Here is a 21,727-nt window from a genome sequence, read left to right on the forward strand (position 1 = left end):
GGCAGCCAAGGAGGCCAAGAAGGCCAAGGCGGCTGGGGAGGCTGGGGGGGGGACTTCCACCACGGCTTCGGGGGCTCCACCCTGACCGTCGACGACCCGGCCCCGATGGGTCCCATGCTGATCACTTCGGCCGGTCCGGTGCCCACGGGGCCTCTGGGGAGCCCAGACGCTTCCATTTCCGCCGATCCAGGCACCGGCGGTCCCGGCGGTCCGATGATGGCAATGTTCACGGGAGGTGGGGGAGGCCTCTCGGTCTCGTACGGCGACCCGTTCGGGCGGAGGGGCCCCGACGACCCTCCTCCCCCCATGCGTGGACGCGATTTCTTCCGCTCGCCCTTTCTGCCGGGAAGCATGCTGGGACTTCAGCTCGCCCAGGATCAGGCGCTTCGGGGAGTCGTCTCGAATCCGGAGGCCGCCACGCCCGCGTCAAGCCCCGTGGCGACGACGGATTTCCCCGCCAGGGCGACTTCGCCGGCGTTGCAACCGAGCCCCGAGTTCGGCCGCCAGAACCCGCTGGGCCTGAGCCTGGTCGTCGACGAGCAGGCGGCGAGCCGCGCCCTCTCGCTCGATTACAGCGTCTTGCCGGGCCGAGTCTCCTTGGATCCGGCTCCCGTCGCGGGCGAAGCGACCCTCGACGAATCCGGCGCGGCGATCCAGGCCGTCGCGAACGCCGGCGAGCCGGCCGAGGCCCTTCCGCCTCACGCCGCCGGCTTGATCGCCAGCGTTCTGCCCCACGACCAACGCTCTCTGGAAGAGGCCGTCGACCAGTTCCTCGACCAGCTTCACGAGTTGAACGTCGGAAGCTTGATCGAACCCGATCCGATTCGCGTCCTCGTGGTGTCGGCGGCCCTGATCAGCGCGGGGGCGGTCGTCGAAACGGCCCGCCGTCGGCTGAGTCCACGGCGACGGCGCAACCAGCCGACGCGCGTATGGGACGCCCACGAGAGTGAAGAACTTCTCGGCTTCCCCGAACTTCCCGGAAGCTGGTCCGCCAGGTGGATATGAGCGCCGACCAACTCGACGAACTGATCCAGCAACTCAACGACGGCGACGTCGTGGCCGCGGAACGTGCGTTTCTCGCCTACGAGCCGTACCTCCGGATGGCCGTCCGCCGCCAGTTGAACGGCCCGCTGCGATCCAAGCTCGATTCGATGGACATCGTCCAGTCCGTCTGGGCCGACGTCCTCCACCGATTTCGCGACGCCGGCTGGCAGTTCGCCGACCGTTCGCACCTCCAGGCGTTCCTGGTCAAGGTCGCGCGCAACCGGCTGATCGACCGCCGCCGCGAGCACCATCGCGCCCTCGCGCAAGAACGGCCGCTCGACGACGTCTCGCCCAACGACCTGCTCCACACCGGCCAACCCCGCCCGAGCGAGGTCGCCCAGGCGCACGAACTCTGGAATCGGATTCTCGAGAACTGCCCCCCCGCTCATCGCGAGATCCTGACGCTGAAGCGGCAAGGACTGCGGCTGAACGAGATCGCCGCCCGGACCGGCTTCCACGAGGGAAGCGTGCGACGCATCCTCTACGATCTCGCGCGCCGTCTCGCCATCCCCCGGAGAACCGCGAGCCCCTCGCGCGACGATTCCAGCCGAGAGGGGTGAGTCAGCGATGCCGCCTCCCCTTTCCTCCGAGTCCAAGAGGCCGCCCCCCTCGCTGCCGCTCTCGTTCTCCTTGGATCCCGACGACGGCCCGGACCGTGAATCCGACGCACCGCGGGGATGGGTCTCGAAGCAGGTTCACGTCATGGCCGCGGCCTGGGCGCGGGGCGAACCGATCTCGGCCGCCGCGATCCTGGCCGAACACCCCGAACTCGATGCTGAATCGGCCGTGCGACTCATCTACGAGGAGATCTGCCTGCGGCGCGACGCGGGCGAGGACGTCGCCACGATCGAGGTCGTAAATCAGTACCCCCAGTTCCGCGACGAACTAGAAGTCTTGCTGAGCTGCGACCGCATCCTCCGTCCGCTGGGTCGGCCCGCGATTCTCCCCGAGGTCGGCGAGAACCTCGGCTCGTTCCACCTACTGGCCGAGCTGGGGAGGGGTGCGTCGGGCAAGACGTTCCTGGCGACCGAACCAAGCCTCGCCAATCGGCTGGTCGTCCTCAAGGTCCTCTCCGACGACCAGGACGAACACCTCTCCCTGGCCCGGCTGCAACACACGCACATCATCCCCCTGTTCTCGGAACAGGAGTTTCCAGAACGCGGCCTCCGCGCCCTCTGCATGCCTTATCTTGGGGGAGCGAGCCTGGCTCGAATCCTGGAGGTCCTGGCTGAGACCACCCCCGCGCCCGAGAATCGCCGGGGGCGTCACTTCCTGGACGCCGTCCAGCGCATTCAGAAGGAGCGCCCGCCGACGCCGATCTCCGACAGCCCCTATCGCCGCTACCTGGAACAGGCTTCGTACGTGCAGGCGGTGTGCTGGGTCGCGGCTTGCCTGGCCGACGCGCTGCACGAGGCGCACGCCCACGGCCTGATCCACATGGACGTGAAGCCGTCGAACGTGTTGATCGCCGCCGACGGCCAGCCGCTGCTCCTGGATTTCCACCTGGCTCGCAAGCGGGTGGAGGCCGGCGAACGGGTCTCCGACCGACTCGGCGGCACGCCCGACTGGATGGCCCCGGAGCAACGGCTGGCCCTCGCAGCCGTGACCGCCGGCCGTCCCGCGCCCGCGACCGTCGATCATCGCGCCGATCTCTACGCCCTGGGCCTGCTGTTGTGCGACGCCCTCGGCGGCTCAGCCGCGGCGAAACGAGCGGCGGGCGGAAAGCCCTGGAATCGAAGCCGGTCGGTCGTCAGCGTCGGGCTCGAAGACGTGATCCAGAAATGCCTGGAGCCACGGCCGAGCGATCGCTATCGCGACGCCGCTTCGGTCGCCGACGACCTCCGCCGCCACGCCAACGATCTGCCGCTTCGCGGCGTACCCAATCGCAGCCTGGCCGAGCGCTGGAGCAAGTGGCGACGGCGGCAGCCCCGGGGCCTCTCCCGCAACGCGGCGTGGGCCTTCGCCGTCGCCGCCGTCGCAATCGCGCTCTTGATCGGCCGGGCCTACTACTATCAACGACTGGCCGATATCGAGGCCGACCTGAAAGACGGCGTCCAGCTCCAATCCCAGCGCCGCTTCACCGATGCCGCCCGCGTGCTCGATCGCGGTTTGCAGCGAGCCGCGACGACCCCCGGAGCCGACCGCCTGCGCGGCGATCTGTCCGCCGAGAGGCAGCGCGCACTTCGAGGCCGGAAGGCCGACGAGCTGCACCGGCTCGCCGACATCATACGATTCCGCCACTACATCACATCGCCGGTCAAGGCCGAGGCCCAACGACTCGTCCGCGACGTTCAGGCCGCATGGGAAGGCCGCGACTTCCTGCTCGGTCGGTCGTCGACGCCGCTCGCCCCCGAGGTCGAGCGCGACGTCCGAGCCGATCTCCTCGACCTCGTCCTGACCTGGACCGACGCGCGGGTGCGGCTCGCCGCGCCGGACCACGCCGACGAGGCGCGGCGGCAGGCCCTGGAGATCCTCGACGAGGCCGAGCCCCTCTGCGGCCCCAGCCTCGCCCTCAACCAGCAGCGGCGAGACCTCGCCCGCGCCCTGCGACAGCCGGAATCCCCCGGGCCGCCCGACCCGTCCCCGCACTCGGCCCGCGAGCATTGCGACCTCGGGCGGTCCTTGCTCCGCTCCGGTGCGTTCCAGCAAGCCGCGGTCGAATTCCAGCGCGCCGTCGAGCTTCAACCGGAGGACTTCTGGCCCAACTTCTACGAAGGGCTTTGCGCCTACCGGCTGGAACGGTTCAACGAGGCGGTCGCCGCATTCCGCTGCTGCATCGCGCTCGCCCCCACGACGGCCGAATGCTACTACAACCGCGCGCTCGCCGAGTCGGCCCTGGGCCGTCCGACCCAGGCGTTCCGCGACTACAGCCGCGCGCTCGACCTCGACGCCAAGCTGACCGACGCGGCCTTGAATCGCGGAATTCTCTCTTACGAATCACACCGCTACGACGAGGCGATCGCGGATTTCGACCGCGCGCTGGCCGCCACGGCCGACACCGCCGCCCTGGGCCGCATCCACTACAACCTCGCCCTCGCCCACCTGGCGCGGGGCGATCGAGCCGAGGCGATCGCCAGCGCCGACGAGGCTCTGGCGCACGGCTACAACGAGGCGCGCGCGCTTCGCGACGGCCTCAATCGAGCAGCGCGGCCTCCACGCTGAGACCGGGACCAAAAGCGAGCGCCACCACCGGCTTCGCCCCCCCTTCGCGGCGGAGCCGATCCAGGATGAACAGAATCGTCGGCGACGACATGTTGCCGTAATCGGCCAGGACCCGGTGCGAGACCTCCAGCGCGGCGCGGTCTAGGCCGGTCGCCTCCTCGAACGCCGACAAGATCCGCGGCCCTCCCGGATGCACGGCCCACGACCCGACGTCGTCGAGCCCGAGGCCGTGAAGCCGCAGCCAGCTCTCCAGCCAGGGCCGCAAATGCCCGTTGATGATGTCGGGAACGCGTGACGAGAGCGTCATCGTGAAACCGTGGTCGCCGACCCGCCACGACATGGCGTCTTCCGAATCGTCGATCAGCGTCGAGGCCGAAGCGACGACCCGATAGCAAGCGGTCGAGTCGGCCGCGCCGCTTTCCACCACCAGCGCGCCGGCGCCGTCGGCGAAGAGAGCGTTGGCGACGATCGCATCGGCGTCCCAGCCGTACTGGAGGTGCAGGCTGCAAAGTTCGACCGCGCAGAGCAGGACGACGGACCGGGGATCGGCCTCGACGAAGGCCCGGGCCGCGCGCAGGCCGTTGAGCGCTCCCTGGCAGCCCATGAAGCCGACGTGCGTCCGCGCCACGCTGCGAGAAAGCTCCAGCCGCTTAATGAGCGCGACGTCGAATCCCGGCGCGTAGAAGCCGCTGCACGACACGGTCACCAGGTGCGTTACCCGCTCCGGGCCCGTGCCCGCCTCGTCCAGAGCGGTCCGGCTCGCGGCCACGGCCAGCGCGCCGGCCGACTCCTCGTACCGCTTCATCCGGTCGCGCGTCGTCGGGGCGTCGCCCCCGTAGAACTCCTGGCGGCCTTCGAGAGGACCTTCAGACGTCCGCAAGACGATCGAGTTCCGCCCCTCGACCCCCGCGCGACGGTAGAGCGTCCCGAACAGCCGCTCCTGCGCCGGAGTCTCGCACGAAAACTGCTTGGCGATCGTCGCCGCCTCGCTCTGCAAGATCCGGTGCGGCGGCAGGGCGGTCCCGATTCCGGCAATCCGCGTGTTCGTGCTCATGATTCGACTCGTAGGTTGAGGGCCGGTGCGTCGTTGACGTGTTCGATGATACGCCGGGTCAACCCGGGGAGTCGCGAGGCCGCCGCGAAGGCCAGCGAGGCCAGCCGAGGACTTCGAAGCAAGAGGGCCGCGGCGCGGCAGGTCCGCCGCCGACCGGTCAGAAGTCGATCGTGGGTGATCGACCACGACCTCGCAAGCGCCGGGTCCCAGCCCTCGATCGCCCGCGCCGCCAGGCTTTCGACCGCCTGGGCCGACATGAGCGCCCAGGCCATGCCCTCGCCGGTGAACGGCTCGACATAGCCGGTCGCGTCGCCGATCAAGAACACACGCTCGCCCGCGACCGGACGGGTTTCGCGCGTCAGGGCGACCGTCCCCCGCCATTCCGCCTCGCCGAGCGCGGGGACGGCCGGGAAGCCCGACTCCGACAGCACCCGGACCGCCGCGACGGCCGGGCCGCCGCTGGTGCGGAGGAATCGCCGTTCGAACGCCGCCGCTGCGTTCAGGCTGCCGTCCTCGACGCGGACCAGGCCTACGTATCCCCCCTTCCCCACCGCCATGAAGATCGTCCGCGTCCGATAGAACGCGGGGAAATCGACGACGACGCAACCCGACCCCACGCGCGACCGCCGCTCGACGCGCGTCCGCAACGCCAGGCCCTCGGCCGGCCCGATCCCTCCCAATCCCGAGGCCGCCACGACCACGCGGGCCGAGGCCGACGTGACGCGGTTGCGACGGGCCAAGCGAACGTGTCGCGCGTCGGCCGTCGCCTCGACGATCGAGGCTCGGGCGTCGGGAAGGAAGCTCGCCCCCGCATCGACAGCCGCACCGACAAGCGCCTCGTCGAACCGGGAGCGCGAGACGGCCATGCCGCCCGGCAGGGGAATCTCCTGAAGCCGGCCGGCGATCCCAAGCCGAAGACCGTCGAGCGGAACGCCGCCGAGCCGGGCCGGCAGCGTCCCCAGCCCGATCGATTCGAGCACTTGAAGCCCCGCGCCGTTGAGGCACGCGCCACAGACCTTGGGACGCGGGAACGGCTTCTTGTCGACGAGCAACACCCGGGCGCCCCGCAGGGCGAGCTGCCGCGCGGCGACTGACCCCGCCGGCCCAGCGCCGATGACGACCACGTCCCACGTCCGTTCCGCGACCGACTCCCAGGCGGCATCCGGAAGCGTCATGGCCGGCTCCAGGAGAGGAGGAACCGCTGCGGCCAGTGGCGGCGGATCGTCACCCCTTCCAGACCGGCCCGGCGCGCCAGGTCGAGCGCCTCGGCCGGCGTGAACGCCGCCGCCGCCGAGACCGGTCCGTCGTACCGGACCACTCGCGAACGCGACAGCGTGTAACAGGCGATCCAGGCGAGCCAACACCCCATGCGGCTCCGCGCCAGGTCGTCCACGAGCACCAACCGGTTCGCCGCAGCGGCCATCCGGCGCAACAGCAAGACGGCGTCGTCCTCGTCAAGGTGGTGCAGAAACAGCGAGCAAACGAGGACGTCGTATCCTTCGGGGATCGGAGCGGCGAGGGCGTCGAGCGCGAAAAACCGCACCCGCGACCCCTGGGCCGCCGCCCGGTCGCGGGCGATGGCCACGGCCTGGGCGCTGAGGTCGCAACCGTCGATCTCGATCGCCAGTCCCGACCGCTCGGCGCGCCTCGCCAGGGCGACGGCCGTGTCGCCCCCTCCGGTCGCGACATCCAGCACGCGGAGCGGGCCGGCGCCCTGAGGTTGCTCGCGGGCGAGCTTCGCCAGCGACGGCCAGAGCGCGGCGGCCGTGCGGCTCACGACGTTGATTCGTCCCAGCCCGCTCAAGGCGCGCGCGTGCTCGCGGTCGTCGAGCCCCGGCTGGTCCATCAGCTCCGGCCGGCGGCGGCGGGTCGCGATTGAAAACATGGATCTCGTCACGAAAAGCATCCTGGGACCGCGGCCGCGGCCGAATCAGGTCAGGTCGGGTCGTCGGTCTCATCGGGATGGGTCAGAGGGATTCGGACCGTGAATTCGCTCCCCTTGCCCGGTCCATCGCTGCGCGCGTCGACTCGGCCTCCGTGGAGTTCGACGAGCGTCTTGACCAGCGAGAGCCCTATGCCCAGACCGCTGGCGACCTCGTCGCCCGAACGGCTCACCTGGGTGAAGCTCTCGAAGATCTTCTCTAGCATGTCCTCCGGAACGCCTCGGCCGTTGTCCTTCACCCGGAAGACGACATCCTCTCCTTCGCGCCCGGCCGAGAGCCGGATCTCGCCCCCGGGGGCCGTATACTTGGCCGCGTTGTGCAGCAGGTTCTGAAGGATCTGGGCCAGCCGCGTCGCGTCCGCCATCAGGGTCATGGGTGCTTCGGGGACGACGACGACGAGCTGGTGCCCGGCTTTGTTCACGAACGGGCGGACGCTTTCGACGGCCGTCGACACGACGTACCCGACGTCGACCGCGTCGATTTTGAGCTTGATCAGCCCCCGCGAGATCCGGGCGACGTCCATGAGATCGTCGATCAGGTGGACCAGGTGCTTCACCTGGCGATCGATCATGGCGCGGCTCGCTTCGACTGTCGCGGGAGCGTTGCCGGCGAGCCGCATGATCTCGAGCGCGTTGCGGATCGGCGCCAGCGGGTTGCGCAGTTCGTGGGCGAGCGTCGAGAGGTATTCGTCCTTGCGGCGGTCGGCCGCGCGGAGCGCCTCCTCGGCGCGAATCCGCTCGGCGATCTGCGCCTCCAAAGCGACGTTCGTCCGCGCCAGCTCGGTGGTCCGCTCCCGGACGCGGCGCTCAAGGTCGTCGGCGTGCTCCTTCTCCTGCAAGCTGTACCGGATCGACCGTTCGAGGAGCCTGGCGTCGAGGTGCCATTTTTCGAGGAAGTCGGCGGCGCCGGCCCGCATGGCGCCGATGTCGATGGTGCGATCGCCGAGGCCGGTCAGCAGGATCATGGGCGTGGTGCAGCCGCGGGCGACGGCGGCGTGGATCAGTCCCAGGCCGTCGAGCCGCCCCAGGCTGTAGTCGATCAAATGCAGGTCGTGCCGGCCCCGGGCCATCTCTTCCAGCGCGGTCTCGGCGTCGGAGATCCAGTCGAGCTCGAACCGGATGTCCGGGATGTCGGCGAGCAAATCCCGCGTCAGGACGTAATCGTCCTCGTCGTCGTCGACCAGAAGGAGGCGGATCGTTCGGTCATGCATCCGCCTCTCCGTACGGCTCGGCGGGAAGCTCGACGATCTCGAGCCAGTATTTCCCCAGGGTCTTGACGACGTCGATCAAGGCCGCGAACGTCACGGGCTTGGCGATGTACGACGCGGCCGAGAGGTTGTATGTGCGGAGGATGTCCTCCTCCGCCTTGGACGTCGTCAGGACCACGACCCGGATGGCCTTGAGTTTGGGGTCGGCCTTCAGCTCCTGGAGCGCCTCGCGGCCGTCCTTCTTGGGCATGTTGAGGTCGAGCAGGATCAGCCCGGGACGGGGCGACGAGGCCGGATCGCTGTACTTGCCCCGGCGTTGGAGGTAGTCCATCAGCTCGACTCCGTCCTCGACGAACCGCAGGTCGTTGGTCAGATGACTTTCCTCGAAGGCTTCCTTGGTCATCTGGCGGTCGTCGGCGTCGTCATCGGCCATCAGGATCGTGATCGGCCTGCGTGCGTGTGTCATGCAGCGAAAATTCCTGATTCACGGGGTGGACGGGCAGGGTGATCGAGAACGTCGAGCCTTTCCCCGGCTCGCTGGTCGCCGTGATTCTTCCCGAATGGCGCTCGACGATCTTGCGGCAGATCGCCAGGCCCATGCCCGTCCCATCGTACTCGCTGCGACCATGCAAGCGTTGGAAGACCTGAAAGATCCTTTCGAGATAAATTTCCTCGAAGCCGATGCCGTCGTCGGCGAACCGCAATTCGAAGGCGATGGGGTTCTTCTTGTCCTCGCCGAACACCTCGAAGGCGGAGACCCGCACGACCGGCGGCGCGTCGGGCCGGTGGAACTTGAGGGCGTTGCCGATCAGGTTCTGGAAAAGCTGGCGCATCTGGAGCGGGTCGGCCTGGATCGTCGGCATCGGCCCCACCTCGACGCGTCCCGCGCTCTGCTGGATCAGGATTTCGAGGTCGGAGACGACCTCGCGGGCCACGGCCTGCAAATCGACCCTCGCGAACGGCTGGCCCTTGAGGGTGATCCGCGAGAACGCCAGCAGGTCGTTGATCAGGGTGCGCATCCGAGCGACCGCGTTGACGATTCGTTCGAGGTATTCCTTGCCCTGCTCGCCGAGCGCGGGGGCGCATTTGACCTGGAGGCGGTCGCTGAACGCCTGGATCTTCCGGAGCGGCTCCTGGAGGTCGTGCGAGGCGACCGAGGCGAACTGTTCGAGGTCGAAATTGCTCCGCCGCAGTTCGCTGGTCTGTTCCCAGACCAGGCGCTCCAGCAGCTCGGCCTGACGCTTCTGGTCGTCGATGTCGGTGCAGGTCCCGATCCACTGCGTCACGGCGTCGTGATCGTCAAGGATCGGCAGGCCCCGCACCAGGTGCCAGCGGTATGAACCGTCGGAGCCCCGGCGGATGCGGTGCTCGAACTCCACGGGTTGCCGGGTCTCGACGGCGGTCGTCCAATGCTGGACCGACGACTCCCGGTCTTGAGGATGGATCACCTCGACCCATCCCCAATCGAGGCTCTGCTCAGGCGGCGTTCCGGTGTACTCGGACCAACGCGGATTGAGGTAGGTCACATTCCCCTGGGGGCTCGTCGTCCAGACCATCTGGGGGATCGTCTCGGCCAGCCCCCGAAACCGCCGCTCGCTGTGGGCGAGCTGCTCCTGGGCCCGCTTCTGATCGTCGACGTCGGTGCAGGTCCCGATCCACTGCAACACGGCGCCCTGGTCGTCGCGTTGGGGCAAGGCGCGTCCCAGGAACCATCGATACACGCCGTCGGCGTTCCGAAAGCGATACTCGATCTCGTACGTCTTCCCTTTCTTGGTGGCGGCCCGCCAGAGCTTCACCGAGCGGTCGCGGTCGTCGGGGTGAAGCGGCCCGGTCCACCCGTCCCTCAGGCTCTCCTCGCGTGATATTCCCGTGTACTCATACCACCGATGATTGAAATAAATGAGCCGGCCGTCGGGCTGCGCGACCCAGACGATCTGGGGGAAGGCTTCGGCGAAGGTGTATCGCGCGTCGCTGTCGGGCAGGAGATCGGCCGTCATGAGCTGTCCCGTTTCTGGATCCATCGCCGCCCGAGGCCGTGGACCGATCACAGCGGCGGTCGCCTTGTTCACGCGCCGCGCCACTCGATGATCGTCCGCATTTGGGGTTTGCATGAATTCAAGCCCTGCAAACCGTATTCCACGCCGCGACGGGTTCGCCGTGGACGACGCGCCCATGACGTGGGAGTTCCGATTGTGATAAAATCGGTCTTCCAAGACCAGGGTGGAGCGCACCACCCGGCCTGGATGCACGCAGCCCGCGCGGCGGGACGGAACTCGATCGACACCGGAGCGAAAGCGGATGGCCCCAGCCGTGGTGAACGAGCCCAACGACCTACGCCCTCGCGACGACGCGGCGAACCTGGCGCACGCCCTGGAGGCGGCCCGGCGGATTCTCCTGGTCGAGGACGACGAAGACACGCGGAACTCGTTCCAGCAGTTGCTCGGCATGGCCCTGGGCGTCGACGTCGATCTCGCCGTCGACGGCTCGCAGGCGCTGGCGATGCTGCTCAAGCAGCCGTACAGCATCGTCATCACCGATCTGCGGATGCCCAAGCTCGACGGCATGAAGCTCATTGAAGAGATCCAGACGCGGCGGCTGCCTGTGACCGTCATCGTCACCACCGGCCATGGGAGCATTAACGAGGCCGTCCAGGCCATGCGGCTGGGCGCCTACGACTTCCTGACCAAGCCCCCCGACCCGCAACACCTCTGCTTGCTCGTGGAACGCGCGCTTCGCGAGCGCACCTTGCAGGACGAGCTGACCGCCCTCCGCTCGCAGATCGGCGAGCGGCACCGGTTCTGGAACATCCTCAGCAAGTGCCCGCGGATGTACGACATCTTCGAGTTGATCGGCCACGTCGCCGACACCACGACCACGGTCCTGATCGAGGGCGAGACGGGCACCGGCAAGGAGCAAGTGGCGCGGGCCATCCACCAAGCGTCCTCCGTCCACCGCAACGGGCCGTTCGTCCCCGTGCACTGCGCGGCGCTCCCCGAATCGCTCCTGGAAAGCGAATTGTTCGGGCATGAGAAGGGCTCGTTCACCGGGGCGGCCGGCCAGCGCAAGGGGCGGTTCGAGATCGCCAGCGGAGGGACCCTGTTCCTCGACGAGGTCGCCGACATCCCACTGCCCATGCAGGTGAAGCTGCTGCGGGTGCTCCAGGAGCGGAAGTTCGAGCGGATCGGCGGCAACCAGACGATCGAAGTTGACGTCCGCGTGATCGCCGCCACCAACCGCGGCCTCGACGCGCTGGTCAAGGAGGGCAAGTTCCGGGAAGACCTCTATTACCGCCTGAACGTCGTGAAGATCGACCTTCCCCCCCTGCGGCAGCGTCCCGAGGACGTCCCGCTGCTGGCCACCTACTTCGCCCAGAAGTACTCCCGGCCCGGTCAGAACGCCTATCACATCTCGAACGAGGCGATGGAGCGGCTGCTCACCTACGCCTGGCCCGGCAACATCCGACAGCTTGAAAACGCCATGGAGCGCGCCTGCGTCACCGCGCGCAACGGCGAGATCCGGCCCGAGAACCTGCCCCGCGACCTCCTGCCCCGCCAGGGCCGCAAGGGCTCGCTCAACGTCGACCTCGCCCGGCCGCTGACCGACCAGCTTTCCGAGCTGACCGCGGCCTTCGAGGAACGTTACCTCCGCAAGGCGCTCCGGAAATGCCGGGGCCACGTGGGACGCTGCGCCAAGATCAGCGGCCTCTCCCGACGCAGCATCTCGGCCAAGATCGCCCACTACAAGATCGACACCGCCGCGTACAAACCGAAGTAAGTCAGCACATGTCCTTACGCGAACCACTCTCTTTCCCGCTCCTGCCGCGGGCGTAGGCAATCCCCTGCGCATGGCGGGGAACCCTCGCGCACATCGCGGGGGGCGGTCGACTTCGGAATTCTCGTCCTGGCGGTCGTTCCCGGCATCGCGGTTGCGAGTGCGAGGAAGCTGGCGACGGTGGGACGAGAGATTCAACGCGAGGCCGGCGGCCTCTCGCCGACGACATCGATCGAAGTTTATGAGGGATGGGAAAACGATGAACCTGGATGCGAATTCGATCCGGCTGATGCGTGCGCTGGTCATCGGCGGTTTGATCATTTTCGCCATGTCGGTGGCCGCCGACGTGTTCAAGCCCGTCGCCCTCGCAGTGCTCCTGACGTTCCTCCTGGCGCCGATGACGGCCAAGCTCGAACACCTGGGCCTTCCCCGGGTGCTCAGCGTCGCCTTGGTGCTGATTCTGATGCTGGCGGTGATCGGCGGGATCGTCTACGTGGTCGGCGGCCAGTTCGCGAGCCTGGCCGAGCACATTCCCGATTACCAGGAGAAGATCCGGGCCAAGCTGACGAGGCTCAAGCCCTCCGGCGGGTCGGCGTTTGACAGGGTCTACGACGCGGTCTCCAACTTCGAAGCCTCGAATCGATCTGAAGAGGAGATCAAAGCGACCCCGGTGCGGATCGTGTCGGGGAACGACATCCTGGGAACGTTGCACGCCTTCCTCGGCCCGTTCGAGTCGATCGTCGCCATGGGGGGCATCGTCCTCCTCTTGGTCGTCTTCCTGCTCTTCGAACGCGACGACATCGGCGACCGCATCATCCAACTCGTCGGCTGGGGGCGGATCGGGGTCACCACCAAGACCCTGGCGCAGATCGGCTCGGGCCTCAGCAGCTACCTGACGGCCCTGTCGCTGGTCAACGCGGGCTTCGGCCTGGTGATCGGGCTGGGGCTCTGGGCCATCGGCCTGCCGTCACCGGCCCTCTGGGGGTTCCTGGCCGCGATGTTCCGGTTCATCCCCTACGTGGGAACCGTGTTGTCGTTCTCGTTCCCCGCGTTGATCTCGGTCGCGCACTTCCCCGGATGGACCCAGCTCGCGTTGGTGTTCGCCCTGTTCGCCACGGTCGAACTGGTCGTCAACGGCGTCGAGCCCCTGCTCTACGGCAAGAGCACGGGAATTTCGCCGATCGGGCTGCTGATCGCCGCCATGTTCTGGACCTGGCTCTGGGGAGGCCTCGGCCTGCTGCTGGCGAACGCCCTGACCGTCTGCCTGGCGGTCGCCGGCCGGTCGATTCCTGGGCTCGGCTTTCTCGGCGCCTTGCTCAGCCACGACGTCGCGGTGGCCGACGACCTCCGCTGGTATCAGCGCGTACTCAACCGTGATCAGGACGGCTCCTTGACGCTCCTCGAAGAGGCGCTCAAGACCCGTTCGTTCGAGGAGGTATGCGATCAGATCGTGATCCCGACCCTCTCCCGCGCCGATCACGACCGCGCCCATGAATTCATCGAGAGCCGTGACGTCGCATTCATCTGGCGGCTGGTCCGCGAGTGGCTGGACGACGTCGCCGACAACGATGACGTCGTGCTGACGACGCCCACGCCCTCGACGACGGCGGCGGCGGCTCAGGTCGATCCGCTCCAAACTCCGGTCCCCATCGACGCGGAGGAGCATCCCTTCGTGGGGATCGCGACCGGCGGCGGCGCCGACTCCCTGGTCCTCCGCATGCTTAACATGGTCCTCAAGCCGTCGGGCGTCCGGATCACGATCATGTCGGCCGGGGGCTCCTCGCTCCAGCTCTCCGAGAAGATCGCCCGTCTCGAACCGGGGATGATCCTCATCTCGCACTTGCCCCCGGAGGGACTGACCCGCGCCCGCTACCTGACTAGGCGGATTCGCGCCCGCCACGACGACGTTCCGGTCGTCTTTGGATACTGGGATCTGAGCGCCGAGCCCTCCCGCATCATCGATCAGTTGCGACCCGCCACGGCCAACCGGATCGTCGTCTCCGTGGCGTCGGCCCGGGCGGTGATCCTGAATCGCGCGGCTCCGCCTGTCCTCGCCGGCTCGACGCCCGGGTGATTGCGGCACGGGATCTGCATTATCCATCCCTTCAAGCAGCGAACCGCGTTTCCTCGACAGCGAGGAGGGCGAGTTCGGATGACGCACGCAAGGCTGGAGTTTTCGATCATGAGCGTCGACCCGTCCAATTCCATCGAGAACGCCGCGACGGAGGAGCTGACGGCGGCCGACGTGATGACGCCGCTGTCGCGGACGTGTTCGCCGTTCAGCACGGTGACGGAAGCCGTGATGATCTTCAAAGAAGAGGACAGCGACGTGGTTCCGGTCGTCGACACGGGCAAGCCGCTCGGCGTGGTGATCGACCGCGACGTCGCGCTGGCGGTGGCCGACAACCCGGACCTCGCCCAGCAGCCGGTCACGGCGATCATGTCCAAGGACGTGCCGTCGGTCGCCGCCGACGCCTCGCTCGATACAGTCGTCCACACGATGACGACGGCCAACTCGCGAATCGCGCTGGTGATCGACGCCAGTTCCAATCTGGTGGGGATCGTCACCTGGACCGAGTTGGCGAAGCGTTTACCGATCGACGCCGTGACGGCGATCCTTGATGCCGGCGAGACCGCCGAGGTGCATGAATCGTGAGCGACGTCGACGACATCCGCCAGCAAATGGCTCAGATCCGCCACGATATGCATTACAACGTCTCGAACGTCGTGAGCGAGGTCGAGGACGCCATGGACTGGCGGTCGAACATCCGCAAGCACCCGTACATCGCTCTGGGCGTCGGCCTTGCGGTGGGCTACTTCGTCGTCCCCAAGCGCCGTCGCCGCATCGAGCGGACGGTGACGAACATCCAGCCGTTGCTGGAAGCGTCCATGACGCCGGAGTACGCGGCCCGCCCCGAAAAGCCGCCGAAATCGCTCGGCCGAAAAGCGACCGGCTGGGCGCTCGGGCTCGTCTGGCCGCTCGTCAGCCAGTCGGTCCAGGCGTACGCCGCCATGTGGCTCGAAAGCCAGCTCAAACAGCACCTGAACCTGAATCCGCACCCCAGTCAGCCCGGCGACGACGGCCCCTCCTCTTCGGCGGGGAATCCGGGTGAATCGTACGGCGGAGACGCCGTTTATCGGATGCCCAAACGAGGTTGAGCTCCGTTTCAATCCATGGACGCGAAAGGAGACTTTTCTATGAACTCTCATCAACTTTTCGGCGGCTGGGCCGATAGCGCCCGCCAACCGGTGGAAGACGCCCGCCAGGCGTTCGGCGACGTGAGCAAGCAAGCCCAGCGCGGGTTTCAGGACATGAGCCGAACCGCCCGGAGCGCCGTCGACGATATGCAAGACGCGATCAGCCCGTACCGGCAATCGCTGGAAGACGCGATCGTGTCCAACCCCGTGAAAGCCGTCGGCGTGTCGCTGGCTGTGGGGGTCCTCCTCGGATGGCTCATCAAACGCTCCTGAACGACAAGACGGTTCGACCGAATGGGCTGATGGGCAACGTCAGCTCGTTCGGCAACGACCTGGCCACCCTCGCGACGCTCCAGACCAAGCTCGCCGCGGCCGACATGCGCGAAAGCCTGCTCAAGGCCGCCCCCGCCATCGGCGGGCTGGCGGTCCTGGGCTTGATCTCGGTCGCCGGCATGACGGCCCTCGTCGCCGGCCTCGCCCTCTGGCTGGCCGAGGCCCTGCAACTCCGCCCGGCCGTCGCCCTCATGTTCGTCGGCCTGGGAAGCCTCGTCATCGCCGCGCTCGGCGCCTGGCTCTGCACGCGCACGTTCGGATCGAGCTTCTCGACCTTCCGACGCTCCTCCGAGGAATTCGAACGCAACCTCGCCTGGATCAAAACCACACTGACCCAGAGCGGTCGCTGATCGAAGTCGGAGGATTGCCGGGACGGAAGCGACGTTTAACCGGCTCCGGGTGGATTGATCTCGACCCGGGGCCGGTTCAAACAATCCTCTCGACTCCCGATCACGACTGCCGGAGTTTCAGGACGAACATTCCAAGATATCCCGATCCATCCAGATCGTGAGTAGTCGACGGGTCCGGGTCGAAGTCGACCGTATACTGATTTCGGCCGACCAGGTAGATCGTGCCGGAAGCGTCCACGGCGATGCCGAAGGCGACGTCCGTCCCGGCCCCGCCGAACGTCAGGGCCCAGTCCACCGAGCCCGCGGCCGTGAACTTCGTCACGTATACGTCTAGCCCGCCGTTGCTCGCCACGTCAGGCAAACCGGAGCCGCGGGTGAATCCCTCTGCGCTGAATTGGCCTGTGGCGTAGACGGCCCCGGACGTATCCATGGCCACCGAATGGACGTATTTACCGCCCGTCAGCTTGGCCCACGCAAGCGATCCGCCGGCGGACAGCTTGGCGACGAACCCGTTGAACTGATTCGGGGTCGGGAGTCGGTAGTCGATCGACGAACTCGGATTCAGATCGACCTGGCCGCTGACATGGCCCCCGACGACCACGCTCCCCCCACCGTCCACGGCGAGGTCTTCGATGAAGGCCCAGGAATTCGAGGCCTCCGCCGTCTTGGCCACGAACGGCGCGACCCAGCCGAACGCGCCCGAATTCGTGAGCTTCAGGACGTAGCTGTTCGCACCACCGTTCACCGCCATCTTGCTCGCCCCGGCGACGTTGTTCGTCTTCTTCGGGTCGGGGTCGAAGTCCGTCGTTCCGTAAAACTGTCCGCCCACGAAGACGTTGCCCGCCGCGTCGGTCGCCACGCTCACGGCGGTCCCGCCCGAGTTGTCGATCCGCTTGGACCACACGGCCGCCCCCGTCGGGCCGAACTTGCGCACCTCAAACCCGGTGTAGTTTTGCCCGCCCGCGGAATTAACGGCGATCGTGTTGCCGACCGAGACGACGTTGCCGGCGGCGTCGACTGCAATGCCGTTGCCGCCGTCTCGGGTCGTCCCTCCCCAACACTTCGCCCAAAGGACGGAGCCGTTCGCGTCGAGCTTGGCGACGAAGGCGTCGGAGTCGCCGGCGCTGGTCAAGGTGAACGATCCGAAGTCGGCCCGCCCGATGAAAGCCCCGGTGACGAACACATTCCCGGCCGAGTCGACGGCGAGGTCCGCCCCCGTGTCCGCTGTGGAGGCGGCGTCGTCGCCGCCCATTCGACGGGCCCAGACGAGCGAGTTGTCGGGGGCGTACTTGGCGACGAAAGCGTCCGTCGCCCCGCGCGGCGTGAGAACGTCCGTGCCGTTGGGACGGTTGACCGTCGGGTCGAAGTCCGTCTCTCTCGCGAAGACGCCGGTTATGTAGGTGTTCCCTGCGGAGTCGACGGCGATGCGGTTAGGCAGGGGGCCGTGGCCCGTGTCGCTCCCGACCCCGAGTACCGAATCAAAGACGGCGGAGAGCACGACGCGGCCCTCGAGCGATTCCAGCCGGGGGCGGAGGGCGCGGCGACGTTGGGTGCGGATCGACATCATGGTCGTCAAGCCTCATGGGGTACGGCTTGCGGGACGTACTTTCCCCTCGTCCCCGGGCAGGCAAGCCGCCGCCAGGAGTGGGATGGTTCGCGATTTCTCCCGAGCAACAGGCGGCCTCGGGACTTTCGGAATTGCCCGAGCGGTCGACGGCTCGTCGCCGGCGATCACCCTTTCGCAGAGCAATGCGAAAAGACCGCCCGGCGCGCCTCACTCGCCTCGAATTATTTTCGTGACGCATTGGATGAGGTGGATGAATCTCGGGAAGGCATGCGCCGTGATTGGACGGTCAAGGGCGTGGGCGGGCGTCGCGGGTCGCGATTGCGCCCCGCATACTCAGCCGATCAAGGTCGGCGAACCGGTCACTTCGGGGCAGCGACGGCCTCGGGCGGGGTCGCGGCGTCCAAACCCATCAGGGCAGCCGCCTCGGCTCGAACCCGACGCTGCATCGACGGTATGGGGTAGACATTCGGATTCCGAGTCCAGCGCTGCTCGTAACCCACGAGCCATGTGCTGGAACGATCGAACACTTCGCGGGCCTTGGCCTTGTCGCCCAAACGCCAGTAGGCCATCGCCAGGAAGAAGTCCGTCGCCTTCTCCCCGTCCTTCTTGAATGACTCGACACAGCCCTTCCAGTCTCCCGTGCGGTACAGGGCCCATCCCAGCGATTGTCGAGCCATTCCGGACTCCGGCGCAAGCTCGACGGCCCTGCGGGCCAGCGTCTGGGCGAGCGCCGGGTCGTCGGAATGCTCCTCGGACGACGCCGAGTGCAGGTCCGCCATCAGGAAGTGAACCGTTGCCGCTGCTTCGCGGTATTGAGCGAAGGCGGGATAGTCCTCGACGAGCTTCTCGGCCTCGGGCAAGAAGCGCTGGATGGCCTCCTCCGCTTCCCGACGCCTGTCAAGGCCCATCAGCAGCATCGTCTGGTTGGTGCGGCAGAGGATGAGTTTGTGCCGGGTTGCGTGGCGTTCAGGATGCCCTGCAACCACCTTCTCATAGGTGTTTATTGCCTGACGATATGTATCGAGCGCGTCCTGATGACGGCGAGTTCCGGAGTAGACGGCGGCCAACGACATGAGCTGACTGCCAATGAAAGCCTGGCCCCCGGGAGAGACGTCGGGAACGCGTTCGCGTTGCTGGATTTCCAGGACTTTCTTGAAACCCGCCTCCGCTTCCGTGAACCGACCGGCCTCTCGCCACACGCCGGCGAGGTTGCTCAGGGCGAACGAGCGATTATTCTGATATGAGGCGGCCGAGCCGGGGTCTTCCTTCGTCAGCCGCTCGAAGTGGTCGCAACTGCGTTGGAGCACTTGCTCCGCTTCTCGGTTCCGGCCCAATTCCGCGAGCGTGATTCCCTGGTTAATCAACGCCATCCCCAACCGGTTGCGGTCCACGGTGGAAGTGGGATCGTTCTGGAGGATCCGCTCGATGCTTTCGATCGCGTTATTGTGCTCCTGCTCGGCTTCGCGCCTCTTGCCCAGATAAGAAAGATGAATGGCAGTCTGATCATAGGAACCAGTGAGGCTGCGCCAATAATCACTGTTGTCCGGGTGGGCCTCGGCCAACTCCTTGCGGATCGTCAGCGCCTGGCGGTCCGCGACGATCGCTTGCTCAAGTAGACCAAGCCTCGCCCGGATATTGCCGACCCGATCGGCGGCGTCGGCGGCGCCATGCCGGATCGCGGGATCGGCTCCATCCCGAGCGGCGAAGCCCTCGTAGAACATCAGCGCCTTCTCAAGAAACTTCCTCTGCAAGGGATTGAGCTCCGGCTTGCCGCCGAGCCACTCCTCCGCCACTTCGGTGTACATCTCGTCCACAGCCTGGCGCGCCGTCGCCAAGGCCCCCTCGGTGTCTCGCCGGGCCTGATTCGCACGGATCGCCTGCCACGTGCTGACCGCGCCGCCCGAAATCAAGACGGCCGCGATGACCCCGGACGTGGCGAGTGCCACCCGATTCCGGCGGGAGAACTTCTTGAGTCGGTAGAACGCGGAGGGGGGGCACGCCTCCACCGGCTGATCGGCGAGGTGCCGCATCACGTCGGCGGCGAAGTCGTTGGCCGTCTCGTACCGCCGCCGCCGGTCCTTCTCCAACGCCTTCATCACGATCCAGTCCAGCTCGCCGCGCAGGGACTGCCCGAGTCTCCGAGGGTCGGCTTTCCGCTTCGCCGACGTGGTCGTGAGGAGTTCGCCGAGCACGCTCAGTCGGGTGCTCGGTTTGGGGGGCTCCTCCTCGCGGATGATCCGCCGCATCTCGTCGAACGCCGCCTTGCGAAGCGTCTCCTCGTCGAACGGCGTCGTGCCGGTGAGCAGCTCGTAGAGCAGCACCCCCATCGAATAGATGTCGCTTCGGGTGTCGACGTCGACGCCCGTGAGCTGGGCCTGCTCGGGGCTCATATACAGCGGCGTGCCGATGAGCTGCGCGAATCCTGTGAACAGCGTCTTGTCGGTGAGCAGGTCGCCGGTCGCCTTGGCGACGCCGAAGTCGATCACTTTCGGCACCGGGGCTCCGTCGATGATCGTCACCAGGATGTTGGAAGGTTTCAGGTCGCGGTGGATGATTCCCTTCTGGTGCGCGTGTTGCACCGCCCGGCAGACCAGGACGAAGAGGTCGAGCCGCTCGGGGATGGAAAGCTGCTCCCGGTCGGAATAGTCGGTGATCGGCACCCCCTTGACCAGCTCCATGACGAAATAGGGATGGCCGGAATCGGTCGAGCCGGCGTCGAGCACCTTGGCGATGTTGGGGTGGTCCATCATCGCCAGCGCCTGGCGCTCGGCCTCGAATCGGGCGAGGACTCGCCGTGAATCCATGCCGGGTTTGACGACCTTCAGCGCGACCTTTCTGCGGACGGGCTCGACCTGCTCAGCCATGTACACGACGCCCATGCCCCCCTCGCCGATCGCCTCCAGCAGCTTGTAAGGTCCGATGACCGTCCCCGGCCCTTCCACGAGAGGGGCGCCCGAATCCGCGATCGTCGCCACGGCGGCCCGGGGCTCCAAGAAGTGGCCGACCCGCGAGTTGGCCGCCAGCAACCGCTCGACGCGATCGCGCAGGCCCGCGTCCGGGCCGCAGGACGCGACCAGGAAGGACTCCCGGGCTTCCGGGTCATCGATTTCCAACGCTGCGAAGAAGAGCTCGTCGGCGTTCCTGGCGGTACGATCCATGCCATAAGCCCTCAGTGCGGTGGTCGCGCGTCTCGGCCCGTCTAGCAATGCGAGAACGGACGCGGGCGCGCCTCACAGGCCCGGCTTCTTCTCCGGCGCTTCCGGCCGCCGCGCCGCGTCACCCAGCTCGCAATACAGCCAAACTCGTGCATAGTGCCAGTGGCGGTCCGCCGTCGCGCGTGAGATGCCGAGGACGCGTGCGGACTCCTCGACGGTCAGGCCGGCGAAGTAGCGGAGCTTGACCAGTTCCGCCTTGGCTGGGTCTTCGCCCGCGAGCTTGGCGAGGGCCTCGTCGAGATCGAGGAGCGCCTCGGGAGACGCCTCGGCCGCGATATCGAAGCATTCGATGTTCCACCGGCGGCGCCCTCCGCCATGCTTCTCGGTCTGCTTCCTTCGGGCGTTGTCGATAAGGATGCGTCGCATCGCCTCGGCGGCGGCGGCGAAAAAGTGGCCTCGACCCTGCCAGTAAGACCCCTGTTCCCCTACCAGCCGGAGGTAGGCCTCATGGACCAGGGCCGTGGCTTGAAGGGTCTGCCCCGGCTTCTCGTGCGCGAGCCTCTGGGCGGCGAGCTTGCGGAGCTCGTCGTAGACGAGGGGCAGGAGCCGCTCGGCCGCCTCGGAATCGCCCTGCTCGATTGCCGAGAGGATGCGCGTGACGTCGTTCATAGGCAGAGGCCGCCGCTGGAGACGACCATCCCGCCGCTTCGTCTCGACTCGGAGCGCCGTCGCTCGATCGGTCTCGCCGTCCAATCCGGCGGGATGGTTGGTCTGCCAACAGACTAACCACCGCCAGGAAGAGAAGATAGCCTGGCCCGGAGGGCGTCTCACCCACCTCAGTTGAAGACCCCGGGGTCGGACTCACTTCCGCCTCGACTGCACGATCGTCTGACCGTCGAGGCAGTCGAGAATGTCCATGAAGCGGGGACGGCCTGGGTACGTT

Annotated in this window: 18 protein-coding genes; 9 read left to right on the forward strand and 9 right to left on the reverse strand. The window is 67.3% G+C overall.

What is annotated here, in order from left to right:
* Positions 1 to 306: 306 nt before the first annotated feature.
* Genes BSF38_RS31585 through BSF38_RS29365 form a run of 3 tightly spaced genes read left to right on the forward strand, consistent with a single transcriptional unit; the run spans position 307 to position 4,206 of the window.
* Positions 307 to 1,005, forward strand: a complete 699-nt coding sequence (locus BSF38_RS31585) for a hypothetical protein (protein ID WP_076351738.1) — start codon at positions 307 to 309, stop codon at positions 1,003 to 1,005.
* Positions 1,002 to 1,604, forward strand: a complete 603-nt coding sequence (locus BSF38_RS29360; RefSeq protein ID WP_076351740.1) for an RNA polymerase sigma factor — start codon at positions 1,002 to 1,004, stop codon at positions 1,602 to 1,604. The genes BSF38_RS31585 and BSF38_RS29360 overlap by 4 nt, the downstream gene beginning before the upstream one ends.
* 7 nt (positions 1,605 to 1,611) lie before the next feature.
* On the forward strand, positions 1,612 to 4,206 hold the full coding sequence (locus tag BSF38_RS29365) for a protein kinase domain-containing protein (protein WP_076351742.1): 2,595 nt from the start codon (positions 1,612 to 1,614) through the stop codon (positions 4,204 to 4,206).
* On the opposite strand, the gene BSF38_RS29370 is transcribed toward BSF38_RS29365, so the two are convergent.
* From BSF38_RS29370 to BSF38_RS31065, 6 genes are read right to left on the reverse strand one after another with little or no spacing between them, the layout of a single operon-like run.
* A complete protein-coding gene (locus tag BSF38_RS29370; protein ID WP_076351744.1) occupies positions 4,178 to 5,260 on the reverse strand; it encodes a type III polyketide synthase in 1,083 nt (360 codons plus the stop codon). The two genes, BSF38_RS29365 and BSF38_RS29370, sit on opposite strands and share 29 nt — an antisense overlap.
* Positions 5,257 to 6,435: an NAD(P)/FAD-dependent oxidoreductase gene (locus BSF38_RS29375; RefSeq protein ID WP_076351746.1), complete on the reverse strand. Its 1,179-nt coding sequence runs from the start codon at positions 6,433 to 6,435 to the stop codon at positions 5,257 to 5,259. Before BSF38_RS29375 ends, BSF38_RS29370 begins: the two co-directional genes overlap by 4 nt.
* Complete coding sequence (locus tag BSF38_RS29380) at positions 6,432 to 7,145, reverse strand: methyltransferase domain-containing protein (RefSeq protein ID WP_076351748.1); 714 nt, start codon at positions 7,143 to 7,145, stop codon at positions 6,432 to 6,434. The genes BSF38_RS29375 and BSF38_RS29380 overlap by 4 nt, the downstream gene beginning before the upstream one ends.
* 50 nt (positions 7,146 to 7,195) lie before the next feature.
* Positions 7,196 to 8,413 carry a hybrid sensor histidine kinase/response regulator gene (locus BSF38_RS29385; RefSeq protein ID WP_076351750.1) on the reverse strand — a complete coding sequence of 406 codons (1,218 nt, stop codon included), beginning with the start codon at positions 8,411 to 8,413 and terminating at the stop codon, positions 7,196 to 7,198.
* Positions 8,406 to 8,876, reverse strand: coding sequence for a response regulator (locus BSF38_RS29390; RefSeq protein ID WP_076351752.1), 471 nt, complete (start codon positions 8,874 to 8,876; stop codon positions 8,406 to 8,408). The genes BSF38_RS29385 and BSF38_RS29390 overlap by 8 nt, the downstream gene beginning before the upstream one ends.
* Entirely contained in the window at positions 8,833 to 10,407 is a 1,575-nt protein-coding gene (locus tag BSF38_RS31065) for a sensor histidine kinase (protein WP_076351754.1), read from the reverse strand. Before BSF38_RS31065 ends, BSF38_RS29390 begins: the two co-directional genes overlap by 44 nt.
* A 301-nt stretch (positions 10,408 to 10,708) precedes the next feature.
* Between BSF38_RS31065 and BSF38_RS29400 the strand changes: the two genes are divergently transcribed.
* The 6 genes from BSF38_RS29400 (at position 10,709) to BSF38_RS29425 (ending at position 16,062) form a co-directional block, all read left to right on the forward strand.
* Complete coding sequence (locus BSF38_RS29400; RefSeq protein ID WP_099092140.1) at positions 10,709 to 12,184, forward strand: sigma-54-dependent transcriptional regulator; 1,476 nt, start codon at positions 10,709 to 10,711, stop codon at positions 12,182 to 12,184.
* A 256-nt stretch (positions 12,185 to 12,440) separates the two neighbouring features.
* Entirely contained in the window at positions 12,441 to 14,255 is a 1,815-nt protein-coding gene (locus tag BSF38_RS29405; RefSeq protein ID WP_076351756.1) for an AI-2E family transporter, read from the forward strand.
* Between the two features lie 78 nt (positions 14,256 to 14,333).
* On the forward strand, positions 14,334 to 14,837 hold the full coding sequence (locus BSF38_RS29410) for a CBS domain-containing protein (RefSeq protein ID WP_083714048.1): 504 nt from the start codon (positions 14,334 to 14,336) through the stop codon (positions 14,835 to 14,837).
* A complete protein-coding gene (locus BSF38_RS29415) occupies positions 14,834 to 15,340 on the forward strand; it encodes a hypothetical protein (protein WP_076351758.1) in 507 nt (168 codons plus the stop codon). The genes BSF38_RS29410 and BSF38_RS29415 overlap by 4 nt, the downstream gene beginning before the upstream one ends.
* 39 nt (positions 15,341 to 15,379) lie before the next feature.
* On the forward strand, positions 15,380 to 15,652 hold the full coding sequence (locus BSF38_RS29420; protein WP_076351760.1) for an ElaB/YgaM/YqjD family protein: 273 nt from the start codon (positions 15,380 to 15,382) through the stop codon (positions 15,650 to 15,652).
* Positions 15,631 to 16,062: a phage holin family protein gene (locus tag BSF38_RS29425; protein WP_083714049.1), complete on the forward strand. Its 432-nt coding sequence runs from the start codon at positions 15,631 to 15,633 to the stop codon at positions 16,060 to 16,062. Before BSF38_RS29420 ends, BSF38_RS29425 begins: the two co-directional genes overlap by 22 nt.
* Positions 16,063 to 16,162: 100 nt before the next feature.
* Here the strand turns inward: BSF38_RS29425 and BSF38_RS29430 are convergent, their stop codons facing one another.
* The 3 genes from BSF38_RS29430 to BSF38_RS29440 form a co-directional block, all read right to left on the reverse strand.
* Positions 16,163 to 17,629: an SBBP repeat-containing protein gene (locus BSF38_RS29430; protein ID WP_076351764.1), complete on the reverse strand. Its 1,467-nt coding sequence runs from the start codon at positions 17,627 to 17,629 to the stop codon at positions 16,163 to 16,165.
* 359 nt (positions 17,630 to 17,988) lie between these two features.
* A complete protein-coding gene (locus BSF38_RS29435; protein ID WP_076351766.1) occupies positions 17,989 to 20,787 on the reverse strand; it encodes a serine/threonine-protein kinase in 2,799 nt (932 codons plus the stop codon).
* A gap of 72 nt (positions 20,788 to 20,859) precedes the next feature.
* The gene (locus tag BSF38_RS29440) at positions 20,860 to 21,453 is read right to left on the reverse strand and encodes an ECF-type sigma factor (protein ID WP_076351767.1); all 594 of its coding nucleotides are present in this window, start codon (positions 21,451 to 21,453) and stop codon (positions 20,860 to 20,862) included.
* Positions 21,454 to 21,727: the final 274 nt, after the last annotated feature.

The sequence above is a fragment of the Paludisphaera borealis genome (genome assembly GCF_001956985.1).
Lineage (GTDB): Bacteria > Planctomycetota > Planctomycetia > Isosphaerales > Isosphaeraceae > Paludisphaera > Paludisphaera borealis.

Coding starts and splice junctions, on each gene's coding strand:
- BSF38_RS31585 (WP_076351738.1), top strand. CDS start 307: ATGCGTGGACGCGATTTCTTCCGCTCGCCCTTTCTGCCGGGAAGCATG.
- BSF38_RS29360 (WP_076351740.1), top strand. CDS start 1,002: ATGAGCGCCGACCAACTCGACGAACTGATCCAGCAACTCAACGACGGC.
- BSF38_RS29365 (WP_076351742.1), top strand. CDS start 1,612: ATGCCGCCTCCCCTTTCCTCCGAGTCCAAGAGGCCGCCCCCCTCGCTG.
- BSF38_RS29370 (WP_076351744.1), bottom strand. CDS start 5,260: ATGAGCACGAACACGCGGATTGCCGGAATCGGGACCGCCCTGCCGCCG.
- BSF38_RS29375 (WP_076351746.1), bottom strand. CDS start 6,435: ATGACGCTTCCGGATGCCGCCTGGGAGTCGGTCGCGGAACGGACGTGG.
- BSF38_RS29380 (WP_076351748.1), bottom strand. CDS start 7,145: ATGTTTTCAATCGCGACCCGCCGCCGCCGGCCGGAGCTGATGGACCAG.
- BSF38_RS29385 (WP_076351750.1), bottom strand. CDS start 8,413: ATGCATGACCGAACGATCCGCCTCCTTCTGGTCGACGACGACGAGGAC.
- BSF38_RS29390 (WP_076351752.1), bottom strand. CDS start 8,876: ATGACACACGCACGCAGGCCGATCACGATCCTGATGGCCGATGACGAC.
- BSF38_RS31065 (WP_076351754.1), bottom strand. CDS start 10,407: ATGACGGCCGATCTCCTGCCCGACAGCGACGCGCGATACACCTTCGCC.
- BSF38_RS29400 (WP_099092140.1), top strand. CDS start 10,709: ATGGCCCCAGCCGTGGTGAACGAGCCCAACGACCTACGCCCTCGCGAC.
- BSF38_RS29405 (WP_076351756.1), top strand. CDS start 12,441: ATGAACCTGGATGCGAATTCGATCCGGCTGATGCGTGCGCTGGTCATC.
- BSF38_RS29410 (WP_083714048.1), top strand. CDS start 14,334: ATGACGCACGCAAGGCTGGAGTTTTCGATCATGAGCGTCGACCCGTCC.
- BSF38_RS29420 (WP_076351760.1), top strand. CDS start 15,380: ATGAACTCTCATCAACTTTTCGGCGGCTGGGCCGATAGCGCCCGCCAA.
- BSF38_RS29425 (WP_083714049.1), top strand. CDS start 15,631: ATGGCTCATCAAACGCTCCTGAACGACAAGACGGTTCGACCGAATGGG.
- BSF38_RS29430 (WP_076351764.1), bottom strand. CDS start 17,629: ATGATGTCGATCCGCACCCAACGTCGCCGCGCCCTCCGCCCCCGGCTG.
- BSF38_RS29435 (WP_076351766.1), bottom strand. CDS start 20,787: ATGGATCGTACCGCCAGGAACGCCGACGAGCTCTTCTTCGCAGCGTTG.
- BSF38_RS29440 (WP_076351767.1), bottom strand. CDS start 21,453: ATGAACGACGTCACGCGCATCCTCTCGGCAATCGAGCAGGGCGATTCC.